At 53.6% G+C, this 15,794-nt stretch carries 16 protein-coding genes; 4 read left to right on the top strand and 12 right to left on the bottom strand.

Annotated features, from left to right (window positions below):
- Nucleotides 1-76: 76 nt before the first annotated feature.
- On the bottom strand, nt 77-316 hold the full coding sequence (locus M3194_RS10255; RefSeq protein WP_251653342.1) for a glutaredoxin family protein: 240 nt from the start codon (nt 314-316) through the stop codon (nt 77-79).
- 250 nt (nt 317-566) lie between these two features.
- Between M3194_RS10255 and M3194_RS10250 the strand changes: the two genes are divergently transcribed.
- Genes M3194_RS10250 through M3194_RS10240 form a run of 3 tightly spaced genes read left to right on the top strand, consistent with a single transcriptional unit; the run spans nt 567 to nt 3,878 of the window.
- A complete protein-coding gene (locus M3194_RS10250) occupies nt 567-2,090 on the top strand; it encodes an MDR family MFS transporter (RefSeq protein WP_251653341.1) in 1,524 nt (507 codons plus the stop codon).
- Between the two features lie 48 nt (nt 2,091-2,138).
- On the top strand, nt 2,139-3,101 hold the full coding sequence (locus M3194_RS10245; protein ID WP_251653340.1) for a helix-turn-helix transcriptional regulator: 963 nt from the start codon (nt 2,139-2,141) through the stop codon (nt 3,099-3,101).
- Between the two features lie 24 nt (nt 3,102-3,125).
- Nucleotides 3,126-3,878 carry an SDR family NAD(P)-dependent oxidoreductase gene (locus tag M3194_RS10240; RefSeq protein WP_251653339.1) on the top strand — a complete coding sequence of 251 codons (753 nt, stop codon included), beginning with the start codon at nt 3,126-3,128 and terminating at the stop codon, nt 3,876-3,878.
- Nucleotides 3,879-3,895: 17 nt separating this feature from the next.
- On the opposite strand, the gene M3194_RS10235 is transcribed toward M3194_RS10240, so the two are convergent.
- The 11 genes from M3194_RS10235 to M3194_RS10185 form a co-directional block, all read right to left on the bottom strand.
- On the bottom strand, nt 3,896-4,330 hold the full coding sequence (locus M3194_RS10235) for a hotdog fold thioesterase (RefSeq protein WP_251653338.1): 435 nt from the start codon (nt 4,328-4,330) through the stop codon (nt 3,896-3,898).
- 122 nt (nt 4,331-4,452) lie between these two features.
- The gene (locus M3194_RS10230; RefSeq protein WP_251653337.1) at nt 4,453-4,716 is read right to left on the bottom strand and encodes an HPr family phosphocarrier protein; all 264 of its coding nucleotides are present in this window, start codon (nt 4,714-4,716) and stop codon (nt 4,453-4,455) included.
- Nucleotides 4,716-6,434: a phosphoenolpyruvate--protein phosphotransferase gene (ptsP, locus tag M3194_RS10225; protein WP_251653336.1), complete on the bottom strand. Its 1,719-nt coding sequence runs from the start codon at nt 6,432-6,434 to the stop codon at nt 4,716-4,718. The genes M3194_RS10230 and ptsP overlap by 1 nt, the downstream gene beginning before the upstream one ends.
- A 14-nt stretch (nt 6,435-6,448) precedes the next feature.
- Nucleotides 6,449-7,615 (bottom strand): mannitol-1-phosphate 5-dehydrogenase, encoded by a 1,167-nt coding sequence (locus M3194_RS10220; RefSeq protein ID WP_251653335.1) that lies wholly within the window; start codon nt 7,613-7,615, stop codon nt 6,449-6,451.
- On the bottom strand, nt 7,612-8,049 hold the full coding sequence (locus tag M3194_RS10215) for a PTS sugar transporter subunit IIA (RefSeq protein WP_251653334.1): 438 nt from the start codon (nt 8,047-8,049) through the stop codon (nt 7,612-7,614). Before M3194_RS10215 ends, M3194_RS10220 begins: the two co-directional genes overlap by 4 nt.
- Entirely contained in the window at nt 8,046-10,112 is a 2,067-nt protein-coding gene (locus M3194_RS10210) for a BglG family transcription antiterminator (RefSeq protein ID WP_251653333.1), read from the bottom strand. The genes M3194_RS10215 and M3194_RS10210 overlap by 4 nt, the downstream gene beginning before the upstream one ends.
- Before the next feature lie 88 nt (nt 10,113-10,200).
- Nucleotides 10,201-11,688, bottom strand: a complete 1,488-nt coding sequence (locus M3194_RS10205; protein WP_251653332.1) for a PTS mannitol transporter subunit IICB — start codon at nt 11,686-11,688, stop codon at nt 10,201-10,203.
- Nucleotides 11,689-11,919: 231 nt separating this feature from the next.
- Nucleotides 11,920-12,384, bottom strand: coding sequence for a phage tail protein (locus M3194_RS10200; protein WP_251653331.1), 465 nt, complete (start codon nt 12,382-12,384; stop codon nt 11,920-11,922).
- A 162-nt stretch (nt 12,385-12,546) separates the two neighbouring features.
- Complete coding sequence (locus tag M3194_RS10195) at nt 12,547-13,149, bottom strand: class I SAM-dependent methyltransferase (protein WP_251653330.1); 603 nt, start codon at nt 13,147-13,149, stop codon at nt 12,547-12,549.
- Between the two features lie 55 nt (nt 13,150-13,204).
- Nucleotides 13,205-14,278, bottom strand: a complete 1,074-nt coding sequence (locus M3194_RS10190; protein ID WP_251653329.1) for a sensor histidine kinase — start codon at nt 14,276-14,278, stop codon at nt 13,205-13,207.
- A gap of 1 nt (nt 14,279) precedes the next feature.
- A complete protein-coding gene (locus M3194_RS10185; RefSeq protein ID WP_251653328.1) occupies nt 14,280-14,969 on the bottom strand; it encodes a response regulator transcription factor in 690 nt (229 codons plus the stop codon).
- Between the two features lie 180 nt (nt 14,970-15,149).
- On the opposite strand from M3194_RS10185, the gene M3194_RS10180 reads away from it, so the two are divergent.
- Nucleotides 15,150-15,788 carry a DUF2306 domain-containing protein gene (locus M3194_RS10180; RefSeq protein ID WP_251653327.1) on the top strand — a complete coding sequence of 213 codons (639 nt, stop codon included), beginning with the start codon at nt 15,150-15,152 and terminating at the stop codon, nt 15,786-15,788.
- Nucleotides 15,789-15,794: the final 6 nt, after the last annotated feature.

Genomic DNA, 15,794 nt, shown 5'->3' with positions numbered 1-15,794 from the left:
GAAAGGACCTGCGGAAATTAAAAAGCGGCAAGGCGCCGTGCACCTTGCCGCCCGTTAACATGCAAGTTAAGAACGGTTAGCCTTTCTTAACTTCCTCCATGCTCGCGCCGAAGTTGATGTGGTATACGGTGCCGTCGATAACAACCGCCGGAACGGACTTCAGTCCTGCTTGCTCGGCTTCCGCGACGCGGTCCGGCTGCTGGCCAAGGTGTACGACCTCGACGGTTACTTTTTTCTCGTCCAGGAAGCTCAAGAATACTTGCTCCGCCTCTACGCAAACCGGACAACCTGCATGATAGAATACTGCTTTCGACATATCGAATCTCTCCCTTTTCTTTATTCATTTTGTGTAGCCTTGCTACATTTATGATTGTATAATGGCGCGGCGCCTGCGACAATTTATGATTTCGTATGATGATGATAGGCTGTGCCTATGATCTTTGAAGAGCCGAAACTTTTTTTAGAAACGCCTTTCTTCCCTGACAGACTGTTGTCAACAAGGGTAGCTTATGATGATCTCAGATGATTGTTAAGCAACCACTTAATTAGAGGAAGGAATGAAGCATATGACAAACAAGTTAGCTGCTATCGTTGGAGGACTGCTGCTTGCCATTCTGATGGCATCCATGGACAACACCATTGTCTCAACAGCCATCGGCACGATTGTCGGCGAGATGGGGGGACTCGATAAATTCGTCTGGGTCACCACCGCATATATGGTCGCGGAGATGGCCTGCATGCCAATCTTCGGCAAGCTGTCCGATATGTACGGGCGCAAACGGTTCTTTATCTTCGGGATCATCGTGTTTATGATCGGCTCCGCGTTATGCGGAATGGCGCAGTCAATCGTGGAGTTAAGCATCTACCGCGCGGTGCAGGGAGTAGGCGCCGGAGCAATGGTCTCCATCGCGTTTACGATTTTGTTCGACGTCGTATCGCCTAAGGACCGCGGTAAAATGATGGGCGCATTCGGAGCGGTATTCGGCTTGTCGAGCGTGGTTGGTCCCTTGCTTGGCGGATACATCACCGATCATCTGAACTGGTCGTGGAACTTCTACATCAATCTGCCGCTTGGCCTCATTGCCTTGGTGCTGATTGCCCTGTTCTACAAGGAATCGGCAGCGCATTCGCTTCAAAAGATCGACTGGGCAGGCTCTGTTCTTCTCGTTGGGGCTGTCGTCTGCTTTATATTCGCGCTGGAGCTCGGCGGTAAAACGTATGCCTGGGATTCCGCGCAAATTATCGGATTGTTCGCCGGATTTGCCGTCCTTGCCTTCTTGCTTGTCGTCGTTGAGAAAAAAGCGGCGGAACCCATCATCTCCTTCCGCTTGTTCCGCAGCAGACTGTACACGACGAGCAATCTGGTCGCCATGCTTAGCGGCGCAGCCTACATGACGGCGGCGATTTTTATTCCGATCTACGTGCAAGGCGTCATTGGCGGCTCTGCCTCCAATTCCGGGCTGACTTTATTGCCGATGATGCTGGGTTCGGTTGTTACCGCGACGCTGGGCGGATTTCTAATGACAAAGCTGCAATACCGGACCATTATGATCGGGACGCTCGCGATCCTGCTGACGGGCCTTGCCCTTCTCTCCCAAATTACGGTAGAATCTTCTCGACTTTCCATCACGGGAATTATGATTCTGATTGGACTTGGGATTGGCGCATCCTTCTCGGTATTAAGCACCTCGGTGCTGCATTCCTTCCCTGCCGCGCAGCGCGGGGCGGCAAGCTCGACGTTAAATTTCAATCGCTCGCTTGGCATGTCGCTTGGCATTACGATCTTCGGAATCATCCAAAGCCATAGCATGCTCACGAAGCTCACGGGCACGCTGGGCAACGGCGACGTGGCGGTTCCGGCGGATTTGAATCTAAGCGATCCCCATGCCTTGCTGAATCCGGCGTTTCGCGAAACCGTCGATCCTCAGCTGCTGGATACCATTACGGCCGGGCTGTCGAGCTCCATTGGAGCAACCTTTGCCTGGAGCCTGATTCCCGCCGTACTTGCGCTAGCCGCGGCATGCCTGATGACGAAGGATAAAATGGAGCCCGCAGCCGAAGACGAAGAGCTCGCGGCGGTTGCCCACTAATTCACATATAATGGCGGGCGGAAGCACGCCGGTCTGGGAGAGATGACCATGAAGCTTGAACGGTTAATGACCATTACGATATTGCTGCTTAATCGAAAGCGGGTACAGGCGCAGGAATTGGCGGACCAGCTTGAGGTGTCTCTGCGCACGATCTATCGCGATCTCGATTCGCTCGGTCAGGCCGGCATTCCCATCGTCTCCTATACCGGCATGGAAGGCGGTTATGAGATCATGGACAGCTTCCGGCTGGACCGGCAGCTGCTGTCCTTCGATGAGCTGACCGCCCTCTCCACCGCTCTTCGCGGTCTTGAGTCTACGAAGGCTTATGACCGCTCGAATATGGATCTTCTGCTCGGCAAGGTTGGCGCGATGGTAGCACAGGCCGAGCAAGGCCGGGCAGGCGAAGGAGACCGCATTCATATTGACTTCACTCCTTGGAAAAACAGCGAGGAAGACCAAAGCCGCTACAACTTGCTTCGCCAGGCCGTGAATGACCGGAAGCTTATCCGCTTCAGCTATACGGGCAGAACAAGCGAAGAACAAGAGCGCGAGGTAGAGCCGATGGCGCTTGTGCTCAAGAATTACTCCTGGTACCTTCATGGCTATTGCCGCCTGCGCGACGATTACCGCATCTTCAAGCTGACGCGTATCCGTGAATTACAAATACTAGATGGCACCTTCATCCGCCGGGCGGAATCGCTTGCTCAGCTGAACGACAGGTGGAAGAAGCCGGAGAGGAACGAGGCCGCTGAGGGATTTACGGCTGTCCTTCAGTTTAAAGCCTCAGCTGCCGTATCCGTCATGGACCATTTTGACGAGAAAAATATCGAGCGGCTCCCGGACGGACGGCTTATGGTGCGAATGACCTGCTTGAGCGAGCACTGGCTGATCCGCATGGTGCTGCAATATATGACCGATGTTGTTGTGATTGAGCCTGCTTCCGTTGCCTCTAAAGTCAGGCAGACTGCTATGGATATTGCAAGACAATATGGTGCGCTGGACAAGGAATGAGTCAGGAACGGGGGGTTGTTCATCATGAACTTGCAAGGAAAAATAGCAATGGTGACCGAGGGCGTCCAGGGGGTTGGAAGAGCAACATCAATAGCGCTCGCCAAACATGGAGCGAAGGTTGTTGTTGTGAGCGGGAGAGGAAACGAGATGGCCGCTGAAGCCGTCGTATCCGAGATTGCCGCAAGCGGCGGCGAAGCCATGTCGATGCCGGCGGATGCCCGCAGCAAGGAGCAAATGGAACGGCTTGTGGAAGCCGTGAAGCAAAAGCTTGGGCGGATTGATATTCTGGTGTGCAATGCGGGCCATGATGCCGAAGCGGCGGTTTTTGCCGAGCTGTCCTGGGCGTCCTTCGAACGGCAGCTGACCGGTGAATTACAGGCGGCGTTTGAACCAACAAAGGCTGTCATTCCCGGCATGATAGAACAGCATTCGGGCCGGATCATCTATCTGTCCGGCACGGAGGGCAAAGACCCTACTCCCGAATATATCGCCTTTGGCACGGCGAAGGGCGGACTAGATACGTTTGCCCGGTATATCGCTCAAGAATTCGGCCCTCACGGGATTACGGCCAATGTGGTCGCCCCTGGCTTCGTGAGGAGCGGCGAGCCCTTTATGATTTCCGATGACGAGAGCCGCGTCATCGGCAGCTTCACGCCGCTTGGCCGGATCGCCGAGCCGGAAGATGTGGCGGATGTAATCGTTTTTCTCGCCGGAGACGGCGCGCGGTTCCTGACGGGAACCTACACACCCGTAACCGGCGGGCTTGTCATGGAGTAGCTGCTCCACCCTGTTAACTATCTGCTCTCCCGCACTTTGGGGATGATCCCTACCGTACAGCGGGACACGCAGATCAGACGGTCTTCCTCGTCGGTGATCTTGATATCCCAGACCATCGTTGTCCGTCCTTTGTGCAGAGGAGTCGCAACGGCGGTAACCATGCCATCCCGCTTCGAGCGGATATGATTCGCATTGATCTCCATCCCTACGGCAAGCTGGTTCTCCTTATCGATCAGATTGTACGTGCCCACGCTCGCTACCGTCTCGGCAAGAGCAACCGATGCGCCTCCGTGCAGGACGCCAAAGTACTGCCAAGTAGAAGGGCCCACGGGCATTGTACCTACAACGCGCTCCCCCGTACATTCGATAATGCGCATCCCGAGTGCTCCAAACATCGTTTTTTCATAAGCCGCGTCATCGCTTAACATGAAATGGTTGTCATTGTTGTCCATACTGAATCTCCTTTGTCTCTTTGTCTCTAATAGGTTCACTATATCAGCATTAGAATAAAATCAAAAGGCACCCGGCAGGGTGCCCTTAGATAACCGCAGGTTCATGCAACAACCCCGCAGTCTTACTCCTCGTAAATCTTGGTCAACATGGCGCCCAGCGTCTGAAGCGCTTCTTCCTCGCGCTCGCCGTCCACCTCGAGCGTAACTTCGTCGCCGTTTGCCAACCCTAGAGTCAGCAAGCCCAGCGAGCTTTTGCCGTTCACTTTTTTGGTCCCTTTGATCAGCTTCACGCTGCAAGGGAATTCCGTTGCCGCCTGAACGAACAGCTTGGACGGACGGGCATGGAACCCGGATGGGTGAATAACGGTATAGGTTTGCGATAGCATTATAGGGGTCTCCTTTGCTTAACAAATTGTTGTACTTCTTCCTGCGTGCTCATTCCAAGAGCCTCTTCCGACAGAGACGCCCATTCCTGCTTGGATAACTTGCCAATCAGCTCGCGTGCTGGCAGCACGGAACCGGCGCTCATGCTGAACTCGTTTAATCCCATCCCGAGCAGAAGCGGAATCGCCGTCTGATCGCCGGCCATCTCGCCGCACATGCCGCTCCAAATCCCCGCGCGTTCGGCTGCTTTGATAACCATGCGAACAAGCCGCAGGATGGAAGGATGATAAGGCTGATACAGATAGGCTACCGACTCGTTCATGCGGTCTGCCGCCATCGTGTATTGGATCAGATCATTCGTGCCGATGCTGAAGAAATCCACTTCCTTCGCAAAATAATCGGCGCCAATCGCAGCGGCAGGAATCTCGATCATCATGCCCACCTCGATCAAGTCGGACACCGGAATCCCTTCCTGCTGCAGCTTCACGCGCTCTTCCTCCAATATTCGCTTCGCCTCGCGAAGCTCGCTTAATACCGCGATCATCGGGAACATAATGTTCAGCTTGCCGAACACGCTTGCCCGGAGCAGTGCCCGGAGCTGGGTACGGAACAAGTCTTCCCTCGTGAGGCATAGACGCAAGGCGCGAAGGCCAAGGAACGGATTGCTCTCCTTCGCAAGCTCCAGGTAAGGAAGCTCTTTGTCTCCGCCGATATCCAGCGTGCGAATCACGACGCGTTTGCCGCCTAGCTTCTCGAGCACATGCTTGTAGATTTGGAACTGCTCTTCCTCCGTCGGAAGCGAGCTTCGTCCCATATAAAGAAACTCCGTGCGGAACAATCCGACGCCGTCGGCGCCGTTCTCCAGCACTTTGTTCAAGTCCTCGACGCTGCCAATGTTGGCCGCAAGCTCCAGGTGCTCGCCATCCGCCGTTACCGACGGCTGCCGGGCCAGTCGCTTCAGCTGCACCTTGCGCTCATCGTATTGCTTCTTTTTCTCCCGATACTCGGCCAGTACTTCCTCCGAAGGATCAACGATCACTTTGCCCTCTGTTGCGTCCATGATGACCAGGGCTCCATCCGCAACGGCTGCGGATGCCGCGCCCGCGCCAACAATGGCGGGAATCTCAAGCGAGCGTGCCATAATGGCGGAATGCGACGTGCGGCTACCGATTTCCGTTACAAAGCCGAGGATAACATTCAGATCCAGCTGCGCGGTATCCGAAGGGGTCAAATCCTCTGCGAGGATGATCGTCTCCTCGGAAATGCCGGACAGCGAGGCATACGGCTTGCCGAGCAGGTGGCTCATGAGCCGCCCGGATACGTCCTTCACGTCGGCCGCGCGCTCGCGAACCATCTCGTTGTCGAGCTCTAGCAGCATCTCCACGACGGCTGCCGTCACTTCGTACAAAGCGTATTCCGCGCTGGCTTGTTCGTCTTTCACTTTATCAAGCACCGAATCAATAAGGTCGGGGTCTTCCAGCAGAAACAGATGCGCTTCAAAAATTTCCGCCTTTTGCGCGCCAAGTCTTTGCTCGGTCTTTAAGCGGATCTCTTCAATCTCGATTTTGGATTGCTCGATCGCCTGCCGGAAACGGCCGGCTTCCGCAATAGCATCCGTAATGGTCTTCTGCTGAGGAATATAGGGTGTATTGATATACCGGAATGCTTTCGCAATAGCGATTCCGGGAGATGCGGCAACACCGCTAATGATATTGGCCATATTGCGAACCTCCCTTAAACTGTGTTTTTCTTGCGCGGATCCGAAATAGCCTCATAGCTGTCCATGATCAGCTCGAATACCGGGTGTCCCGCCGGAATGGACGTGTACTCAGCAGCCGTTTGCCGAACGCCTTTATCCTTAATCGATTGCTGCAGCAAGACAGCCTCCGGATCATCCGCATTCACGAAGCTTAGGGCCGCCGCCATGACCTTAGCCAGCTGCACGGGCTTTATGCCCCGTTCGTGAGCCTGCATAGCCGGCTTCGCCAGCCGGTCATTGGGCGACAGCTTGCGAATTGGCGAACGCCCGACGCGAGTTACCTCGTCGGTCAGCTGATCATTGCGGAACCGCCCGATAATTTTCTCGATATAGCGGTCATGCTCCGTTTGGTCAAATCCATATTGGGCAACCAGAACGGCTCCCGTCTCCTTGAGCGTCGCCTTCACGTCGCGAACGATTGTCTCATCGGCCATCGCCTGCTGGATCGTCTCATAGCCCTCAAGGCTTCCCAGGTAAGCTGCGGCACAGTGACCCGTGTTCACCGTAAACAATTTGCGCTCGATATAGGGCATAAGATTTTGGACATAATGGACGCCTCCAACCGGCTTGTACCCTTCGAACATCGCGGATTCGTCGACAACCCACTCGTAGAACGGCTCCACCGTTACCGCGAGAGGATCCTCATGATGCTGAATCGGAACGATCCGGTCTACGGCCGCATCGGGAAAAGCAATGATTTCAGACGCTTTTGCCTTTGTCTCTTCATCCAGATGTCCATATACATGCTCTTTCAGCTGGGTGCTGCCGCCGATCGCATTCTCGCAGGCGATAATAGCCAGACGCCCCTTGCCGCTGTCGATCCGCTTCTGGATGCCGCGGGCGATGCCCGCCGCGATATGCTTCAAGATGTTGACGCCTACGGCCGTGGTCACCAGATCGGCTTCCGCCACCGCGGCGGCAACATCGTCTATTTTCGTTCCGTCAATGGCCGTTACGCCCGTAACCTGCAGCTGATCCTTGGCGGCATTCGCAAGCGTTACGGTATAGGCTCCGCGCTTCCGAAGCTCGGAGACAAGCACCTGATTCACGTCGGAGAAAATCACCTCATACCCCGATTGCGACAGAAGAAGTCCTATAAATCCGCGCCCAATGTTGCCCGCTCCAAAATGTAAGGCCTTCATGATTCCATCCCGCTTTCGAAGATCTCAATCATTTCTTCGGCAGTGGAAGCTTTCAGAATTCGCTCCAGGTTGTCATCATCGGAGCAGACCATCGCGACATTCGTCAAGATCTCCAGATGATCGTCGCCAACCGCCGCAATCCCGATGACCAGATGCGCGATATTGCCTTCGCCAAAATCCACGCCCGCCGGAATTTGAACGATGGACAGGCCCGTCGACTTGATGGAGCCCTTCGATTCGTTTGTTCCGTGAGGAATAGCAAGGCCGCCGCCCATATAGGTGGAAAGAGAATTTTCACGTTCAATCATGCTTTCCACATAGCTTGGGTCCGCATGCCCCGCGTCTACCAGCAGCTGGCCAGCCAGTCGAACGGCTTCGTATTTATCTTTCACCGCCGCATTCAATTTCACTTTATTCGTAGACAGAATACTCATTGTACGTCACTCGCTTCCGCTTTTATATTGAAAAACATTCTAAGATGCACGGTTATATAGTCTCGAATGTCGGCTTCCTCGCCGGCTTCGAGCAAATCAATCATAAAGGTATCGAGCAGCATGGCGCTTATTTCGCTTAATACTTCCAGCGCTTCCTTGGATAAGGTGCGCGGCGCCAGCATTAATAAGAAATGACTTAACCGCGAAGGAGAGCCGGCTTCAACCGTCAGCGGCTTTTCCAATCGGTATAACGACAGGGACGGCCGCATAATCTCTTCCCCCCGGGTATGAAACAAAGCAACCGAGGTTCCCGGTATCATCTGGCTGCCGCTTTGTTCGCGCTGCATAAGCCGCTGCGCGACGAGTCCGGCATCGGCAAGCACGCCTTTGGCTTCTTCATGCATGCAGGCTTCTTGCAGAATAACCGGCAAATCCCCGCTCTGCCCCTTGACCCTTACAACCTCAAAGCGCTTGATCAGGCTCACCATCTCATCCAGCGTCGTCTGAAGACTGACCAGCTGCTCGAAGGTGGTTGCTTCTGCACCCGCCTTCTCTTCCTTGACCAGCCCGCCCTCGCTCCTGTGACCCAGTCCCGTTTGGACAAACGTCCTTAGCCGGTCCGCCTCGGCCTGCGTCAGGAGCGGAGTAACCTTCATATATTGCTCGCTGTTAAGAGGCAGGTCTACCGTTGAAATAATAAGATCGTATTTGTCTTTCCCCGTACGAGTTGCCTCGTACCAGGATACGCGGTCAACGATTTGAATCTCCGGCAGCTCCTTCTGCAAACGAATCTGCAGCAGCTTGGAGGAGCCGATTCCGCTCGAGCAGACCAGAATGGCACGGACATTGTGCCGCAGCTGCTTCAGCCGCTCCAGCGAAGCTCCGAAATGCATGACGAGGAATCCGATCTCCTCATCCGGCACAACAACATCGGAGAAGACTTGATCCGCCGCTTTGCGAACGATCCTGTACAAGGAGGCATAATCCTTCTTGATCTGATCGAGCAGCGGATTGCGGATATTCGTCCCCTCTTTCAGCCGCTGCAAGGCATCCTTCAAGTGAAGGAACAACCCGTCGCGCAGAGAGCGGTCCTTGTCGTAATCCGCCCCCATAGCGCTCTGCACGCGGTCGATCAGGGAACGAACCGTTTCGGTTAACGCCAGATCGTCTGCAGGCAATACGGAGAGATCATTTGTCTGCGCCGATCGCAGCAGCCTGCCGATATAAGCCGTCTCGGCCGGCGTCATGTCTTGCCCCGTAAGCTCTGCCAGCCGGTCCGCAAGGTACACGGCGTCGGCTTCGAAATGCGTTGTGGCGTTTCCGCCTTGCTGCAGCCCGGAGTATCCCGCCCGGATTCGCCGCAGCGCAATCGACAGCCGGATTAACAGCTCGGTATAGGAGTCCTCGCTCAACCGGCTGCCCCCATGCTCTTCCCAGCCCCATAAGATGCGCTCGACGGCCGCCATCTCCGACTGTCCCGCCAGAGTGAACAAGCGCCGGTCGAGCGGATGAAGCGGAGGCTCAACCCGGCTGGCAATCAGCTCCGTATCGTCAAGCCGCAGCGTAATAAGCTGACGGATCATCTCCCGAAGCTGCTCTTCCTCGCCGGTCAGCTCTACGCCATAACCTCTTCTCCGAATCAATAAAGCTCCATATTTGCTTATCCAGCCGTCAAGCTCATCCAGATCGTGAGCTACGGTAGGAATGGTTACCTTGAATTCATGCGCGAGCGTAAATAACTTGACCGGCTCGGCACTCTCCAGAAGCAGGCATAACAGATAAATCTGTCTTTCCTCCGGCGAAAACTCGAAATCCTCGGGCACGGAGACAAGCGCGGCTATTCGCTTAAGCTTCGCCTCATCGCCCTTCAGGCGTATGCCCGAGCCCGATTTTTTAAGCAGTTCCGCACCTTCGGCCCTTAGTATCTCCTCTACCGCAGCTAACTCGCGATGTACCGTTCTTGAGCTAACCTGAATCTCTGCCGCGATCTGAGCCGCCGTCAGGTCTTGATCGCTTCGGAGCAATAATTCAAGAATCCGGCGGGATCGGCTGGATATACGCATTTCGCAAAACCCTTCCTATAACGATAGAATGGCCCCGGGCGCCGGAAAAACATTTCCGACGCCAGCAGCCTTGAGGAGAAAGGATCCCTTACGAGAGCCGGTCGACGAGCTTGTCATACTCCGGACTTTTCAGGAAATTATCAATGGAGATATGCTCTGCGTTAGGGGCCTGAATTCTAGCCCGCTCCGTGAGCGTTTTGTGCGTGATGACAATGTCCGCATCGCCCGGAATATCGCTGATTGCCGTATTGGTTACGGTAATCTCCGAACCGGCGGCTTTCATTTTCTTCCGCAGAATCGATGCGCCCATTGCGCTTGAACCCATGCCTGCATCGCAGGAGAAGACGATTTTATGAACATCCTCTTTGGCTTTGAGCGTCTGGTCCGCCGCGTCGGCCGGCTGCGAGACTTGTGCGCCCGCTTCCATCGCCGCCCCTGCCGCAACCGCGTTTGCCGCAGCTGCCGTCGTGCCCGCCGCCTTCATTTGCTTCATTTTCTCCGCGGCTTGCTCCAGGTCTTCCCCGTCCTCGGCTTCTTTCTTGGAGGTCTTGAGCAGCAGCGCCGCCACAACAAACGAGACGATTGCCGCTGTTACAACCCCGCTGAGAGCTGCGAGCAGACCGCCCTTAGGCGCCATTGCAACATAAGCGAAGATACTGCCCGGCGAAGGAGGAGCAACAAGACCGGCCCCAAACATCGAGAAGGTCAGCGTACCGGTTACGCCGCCGGCAATGACAGCCAGAATCAAACGCGGATTCATCAGAATGTAAGGGAAATAAATCTCGTGAATCCCGCCGAAGAAATGTATGATGGCTGCGCCGGAAGCGGATTGCTTGGCTGTACCGCGGCCGGCAATCATATACGCCAGCAGAATGCCAAGGCCAGGGCCCGGGTTCGATTCAAGCATGAAGAGAATCGATTGTCCTGTCCGGGATGCTTCCTCCAAGGCGATTGGGCTCAGCACGCCATGGTTGATGGCATTGTTGAGGAACAGGATTTTGGCCGGTTCAATAATAAGGTTGGCCAGCGGGATCAGGTTGTGGTTAACCAGGAACTCCACGCCGTTCGATAAAACTTTGGTCAGCTGTTCGATAACCGGACCAACGCCGGTATAAGAAATTAAAGTAAGAATGGCACCGATAATACCAAGCGAGAAATTGTTCACCAGCATCTCAAAGCCGGATTTGATTTTGCCCTCGATCGATTTGTCGAACTGCTTCAGCACCCATGCGGCCAACGGTCCGCAAATCATGGCCCCGAGGAACATCGGGATTTCCGTGCCGACGATAATGCCCATCGTCATCAGTGCGCCAATAACGCCGCCGCGCTGCTTATGAATCATCGTGCCGCCGGTATAACCGATCAGCAACGGAAGCAGGTATTTGATAATCGGATCAACGAGCTTTGCAAGGGTTTCGTTTGGCAGCCATCCCGTAGGAATGAACAACGCCGTTATGATCCCCCATGCTATAAAAGCACCAATATTGGGCATAACCATACCGCTGAGAAAACGTCCAAACTTCTGGACTCCCACACGAATTCCCCCGGTTGGAGAACTGTTTTGCACTTGCTGCATATTTGGGTTCCTCCTCTATAAAATCGCTTTCTTTTATCGATCCGGCAAAGCCGTCCGATTACTATCATCGTAAGTCATGCCTGCCGCCAGAACAACAAAAGGAAAACGAGGTTTTGTCAATCATACTGTTGACAAGATTTAAGAAGTTTATGATGCCATTCGGCGCATGAGACGGCAAAAAGGCCACTCCTTCTATAAAAGGAATGGCCTTGCTCCTGTATTTACAACGTATTAGTATTCGCCTTTGATGACAAAATACGAGCCCCGGATCGTCCCCGCCAGCTTGGACTTCTGTCTAGCAAACTTGAATTTCCCTTCCAGCTCCTGCGGCACTTCCATTCCCTCGGAGAGCTTGAAGCCAACCGCCCGCTTCTTGGGATCATCCACCGTGTACATGACATTAAGCGAAAGCCCGTCCTCGTAAAAAACGTAAGTAAACTTGATGTTTTCCACCTGGAACTGCGATGTTTCCAATGGCTTGGCCGCGAACGCAAGTCCACGCTCTTCCTTCAGAATCCGGTTCACATAATCCAGGCTCTCCTGGCTCTCGCTCGCCGGCACAACCGTAAATTCATGCTTGTACTTGGTCATAAAATACCTGGCTTCATTCGCCCGCAGACCGGCAAGCGTTTCTACGACAGGGGAAGACTCCAAACCAACCGTGGACACATTCTTAAAATCAACGACGTAGGACATTTCCATTCCTCTTTTCTCTCGTTATTCCTATTAACAGGATTCCACGTTTCCGTAAAACCAATCCATAAATCTACCAAATATTATATCAAAAAAAAGTTTTACTGGTAAATCTATTGGCCGGTTAATGGTGAGGTTCCCCATGCTTTTGCGTAAAAGGGCAGGTTATTTCTGTGCATCAAGAATAAACATCGATGCATCTTGTCCCATAAATATTACACTTGCTTGATAGAAGGTTTTGGATTGTATATTCCCGTATCCTATTTTAGTCATCATTTCCGTTAGTTCCGCTTGGTCAAAGCCGTTATGAACGAGATCCGACACGACCTTTTCGTTTTTATTAAAATCCACGATCAGCAAATGTCCTCCGTCGTTGAGAACATCGAATAAACGGGTTAGAACGAGCTCGGCATCAGGGATATGGAGCAGCACCTGCGCCATGAATATATAGTCGGTACGCAAATCCGTTAACCCTTCCCGTTCAAAATCAAAGCATAACGTATCTGCATTCTGAAGGCGCAAATCCGTGATTTTCTGCCGTATTTGATTAATCATGTTGGGTGAGGTATCGAGAAAAAGCACCGAGTTAAACTCATTCAACAGGTTCATTCCGACAAGACCCGTTCCGCATCCGAAATCAATAGCGTTCTTGCTCTTGGCGTCAACCAAATAACCGCGAATGGCATCGGAGGATACCTGTGCAATATGGATTCTTTCGGGAGTGTCGTAACTATTGGCGATCATTTCAAACTTATCCGTATTTCCCACTATTACTCCTCCATTCTGCCTTTTATCATACCACGATCATGCAGTCCTCATGGCCTCAGCCGTTTCGTTCAGCAGGAATCCAGCCCGAGAGAATCGCGCCTCCCGCCGGGTGGTTGGCTGCAGCCAACTCTCCTCCATGCTGCCTAATGATTCGCCTGGATATGGTTAACCCTAATCCGGCGCCTCCTGTCGCGCGGTTTCTGGATTTCTCCCCCCGATATAGAGGTTCAAATACCTGTTCCTGCTCTTCAAGCGTAAAGCCCAACCCTGAATCGTGGATAGTGAAGGATACCCGGTCTTGCTCCCTCCAATATTGAAGGAGAATACGTCCGTCCTCCGGCGTGTGCCGTACGGCATTGTCCAATAAATTGCTTATGGCGCGCTCCAGCAAATGCGAATCCGCCCGAATGACATAATCATTCGGCACGGACTGAGCGAGGATCGAGATTTGCTTGACATCCGCTTGCGGTTCCAGGCTTTCGATCGACTTTTGAATGATGTCCCCAAAGTTGGCCGCATTCTTGCTTAATTCCGCCTCCTGATACTCCATCTTCGCAAAGGTGAAGAGATCCTCGACCAGCCGGTCCAATTGCGCGGACTTCTGCTTGCATACGGCCACATATTTCGAGATTTGCTCCGGTGTTTGCGCTATGCCCTGCTCTAGCCCGTCCAAATAGCCACGCAAGGCAAACAACGGCGTCCGCAAGTCATGCGCTACGGCGGCGATAATGAATCGCCGTTCCTCCTCCAGCTTTGCTTGCTTCCCTTGCGAGTCTTGAAGCCCGCTCACCATTCGTTCGAACCCGTCCCGAACATCGGCGATCTCGCGAATGGCCGATTGAGGCAGCTCAACGTCCCACTTGCCTCCCGCAACCTTCCGGGCTGCCAAGCCCAGTCCTTCAAGCGGCTTCAGGAGCAGCCCCCTCATTCGCAAGCCGATGATAACAAAGGCGACCAGCAGACCCCCAAAGGCAGCAGCCATGGGAACCGCATAAGAATCCGGCCGGTCCTCTCTAATATGCAGCGATTGCGTCATGATGAAAAAGGCAGCAACGAAGAAAAGCCATGGCAGCAGCAAAAGAAGCCCCAAGCCGAGCAAGGAATAAGTGCGAAGACGAAGCTTATGCATATTACCCACCACCCTCGAAGCGATAGCCGATTCCCCATATATTGATAAGATGCTGCGGCTGATCGGGATTTAGCTCAATCTTCTCGCGCAGACGGCTCAAATGAACGCGAATCGTATGTTTATCTCCGATGCCGTCCCAGAATTTCTGCAGCAGCTGATCATAAGTAAATACCTGCTTCGGATGCTCCATGAACAATCGCAGCAGCTCATATTCCTTCGGCGTTAATGCGACGCTTGCTTGATCTGCCCATACTTCTCTCGTAGCCATATCCAGCTTAATACGGCCATAATCAAGCACTTGGCCCTTACTGGATTGCGGTGCTCCCGTGCGGCGAAGAACAGCCTTTACCCGCGCAACGATCTCGCCGGGCGAAGCGGTTTTGACGATATAATCATCTCCCCCGAGGGTTAGTCCGCGAATCTTGTCCACGTCTTCGCTTCGCGCGCTCAAGAACAGAATGGGAACGCTGCTCTCCGCCCGAATGCGCCGGCAGAGATCAAATCCGTTCTGTCCCGGCATCATGATGTCCAGGATAATGCCGTGAATGGCATTTTGCCGGAACATCGTCCATGCTTCATCCGCATCGCTCGCCGTCACGACCCGGAAGCGGTCATTCTCCAGAAAGTCCCTCAATAATTCAACGATGCTCTGGTCGTCGTCCACGACCAAGATTACCGATTCTTCAATCATGCCGATCCCGCCTTCGCTCCAAGTCAATCCCTAATCAAAGTGTATCATCTTCGTCCCAAAAAAATCCGGGCTCCGCGCATATTGTGACGGTTTGTTTATTGTTTTGTGATCTTTTGTGCGCTTCATTCGAGAGACTCTCCTGTTATTCTACGGATTATACAAGGGGGTCATGGAGAACTCATGGGTAAGCATTTATCCTTCTATAAGCTGATTTCGTGCGTTTGCGTCATTTATATCCTGTATGCGGGGATCAACAATTACATTATTGATCCTGGTGCCGAGACCTTTCTTCGTCACAAGACAGATCTGTCGCGTGAGTTAAACACGCCAAGCTGGTTAATGGTCATGTACTTTCATGTCGCGTTCGCCTGCGTGGCCATGGCATCGGGTCTCCTCAACTTCTGGGCGCGCAGCTATGAGAAGCACCGCCGGCTGCATCGCTTGAACGGCTATGTTTATGTATCGTCCGTGCTGCTGGTCGTGCTGACCTCCGGATACATGGCTCCTTATGCAACGGGAGGGAAAATAAGCAGCATGGGCTTCAATCTGCTAAATCTGATCTGGCTGGCCATAACGACAACGGCGATGGTCCAGATCTGGAAGAAACGGGTTGCCCAGCACCGCCGGTGGATGATCCGCAGCTACGCCTTTTGCTTTACGAACATGCTGATTCATCTGCTCACCTTCGTGCTGCACGAAGTACTCGGCATCGCCTATGTAACCAGCTATATGATTGGGCTTTACGGGGCGATCGTGCTGCTCCTCGCTGCTCCGGAAGTGATTCTCAGAATGGAGCGAGAACGCAAGCCGTTTGTGTAATGGGAT

The organism is Paenibacillus glycanilyticus, from assembly GCF_023715145.1.
GTDB lineage: Bacteria > Bacillota > Bacilli > Paenibacillales > Paenibacillaceae > Pristimantibacillus > Pristimantibacillus glycanilyticus_A.
Note: the sequence above shows the minus strand (reverse complement) of the source record. Positions and strands in the feature narration are given on the sequence as shown.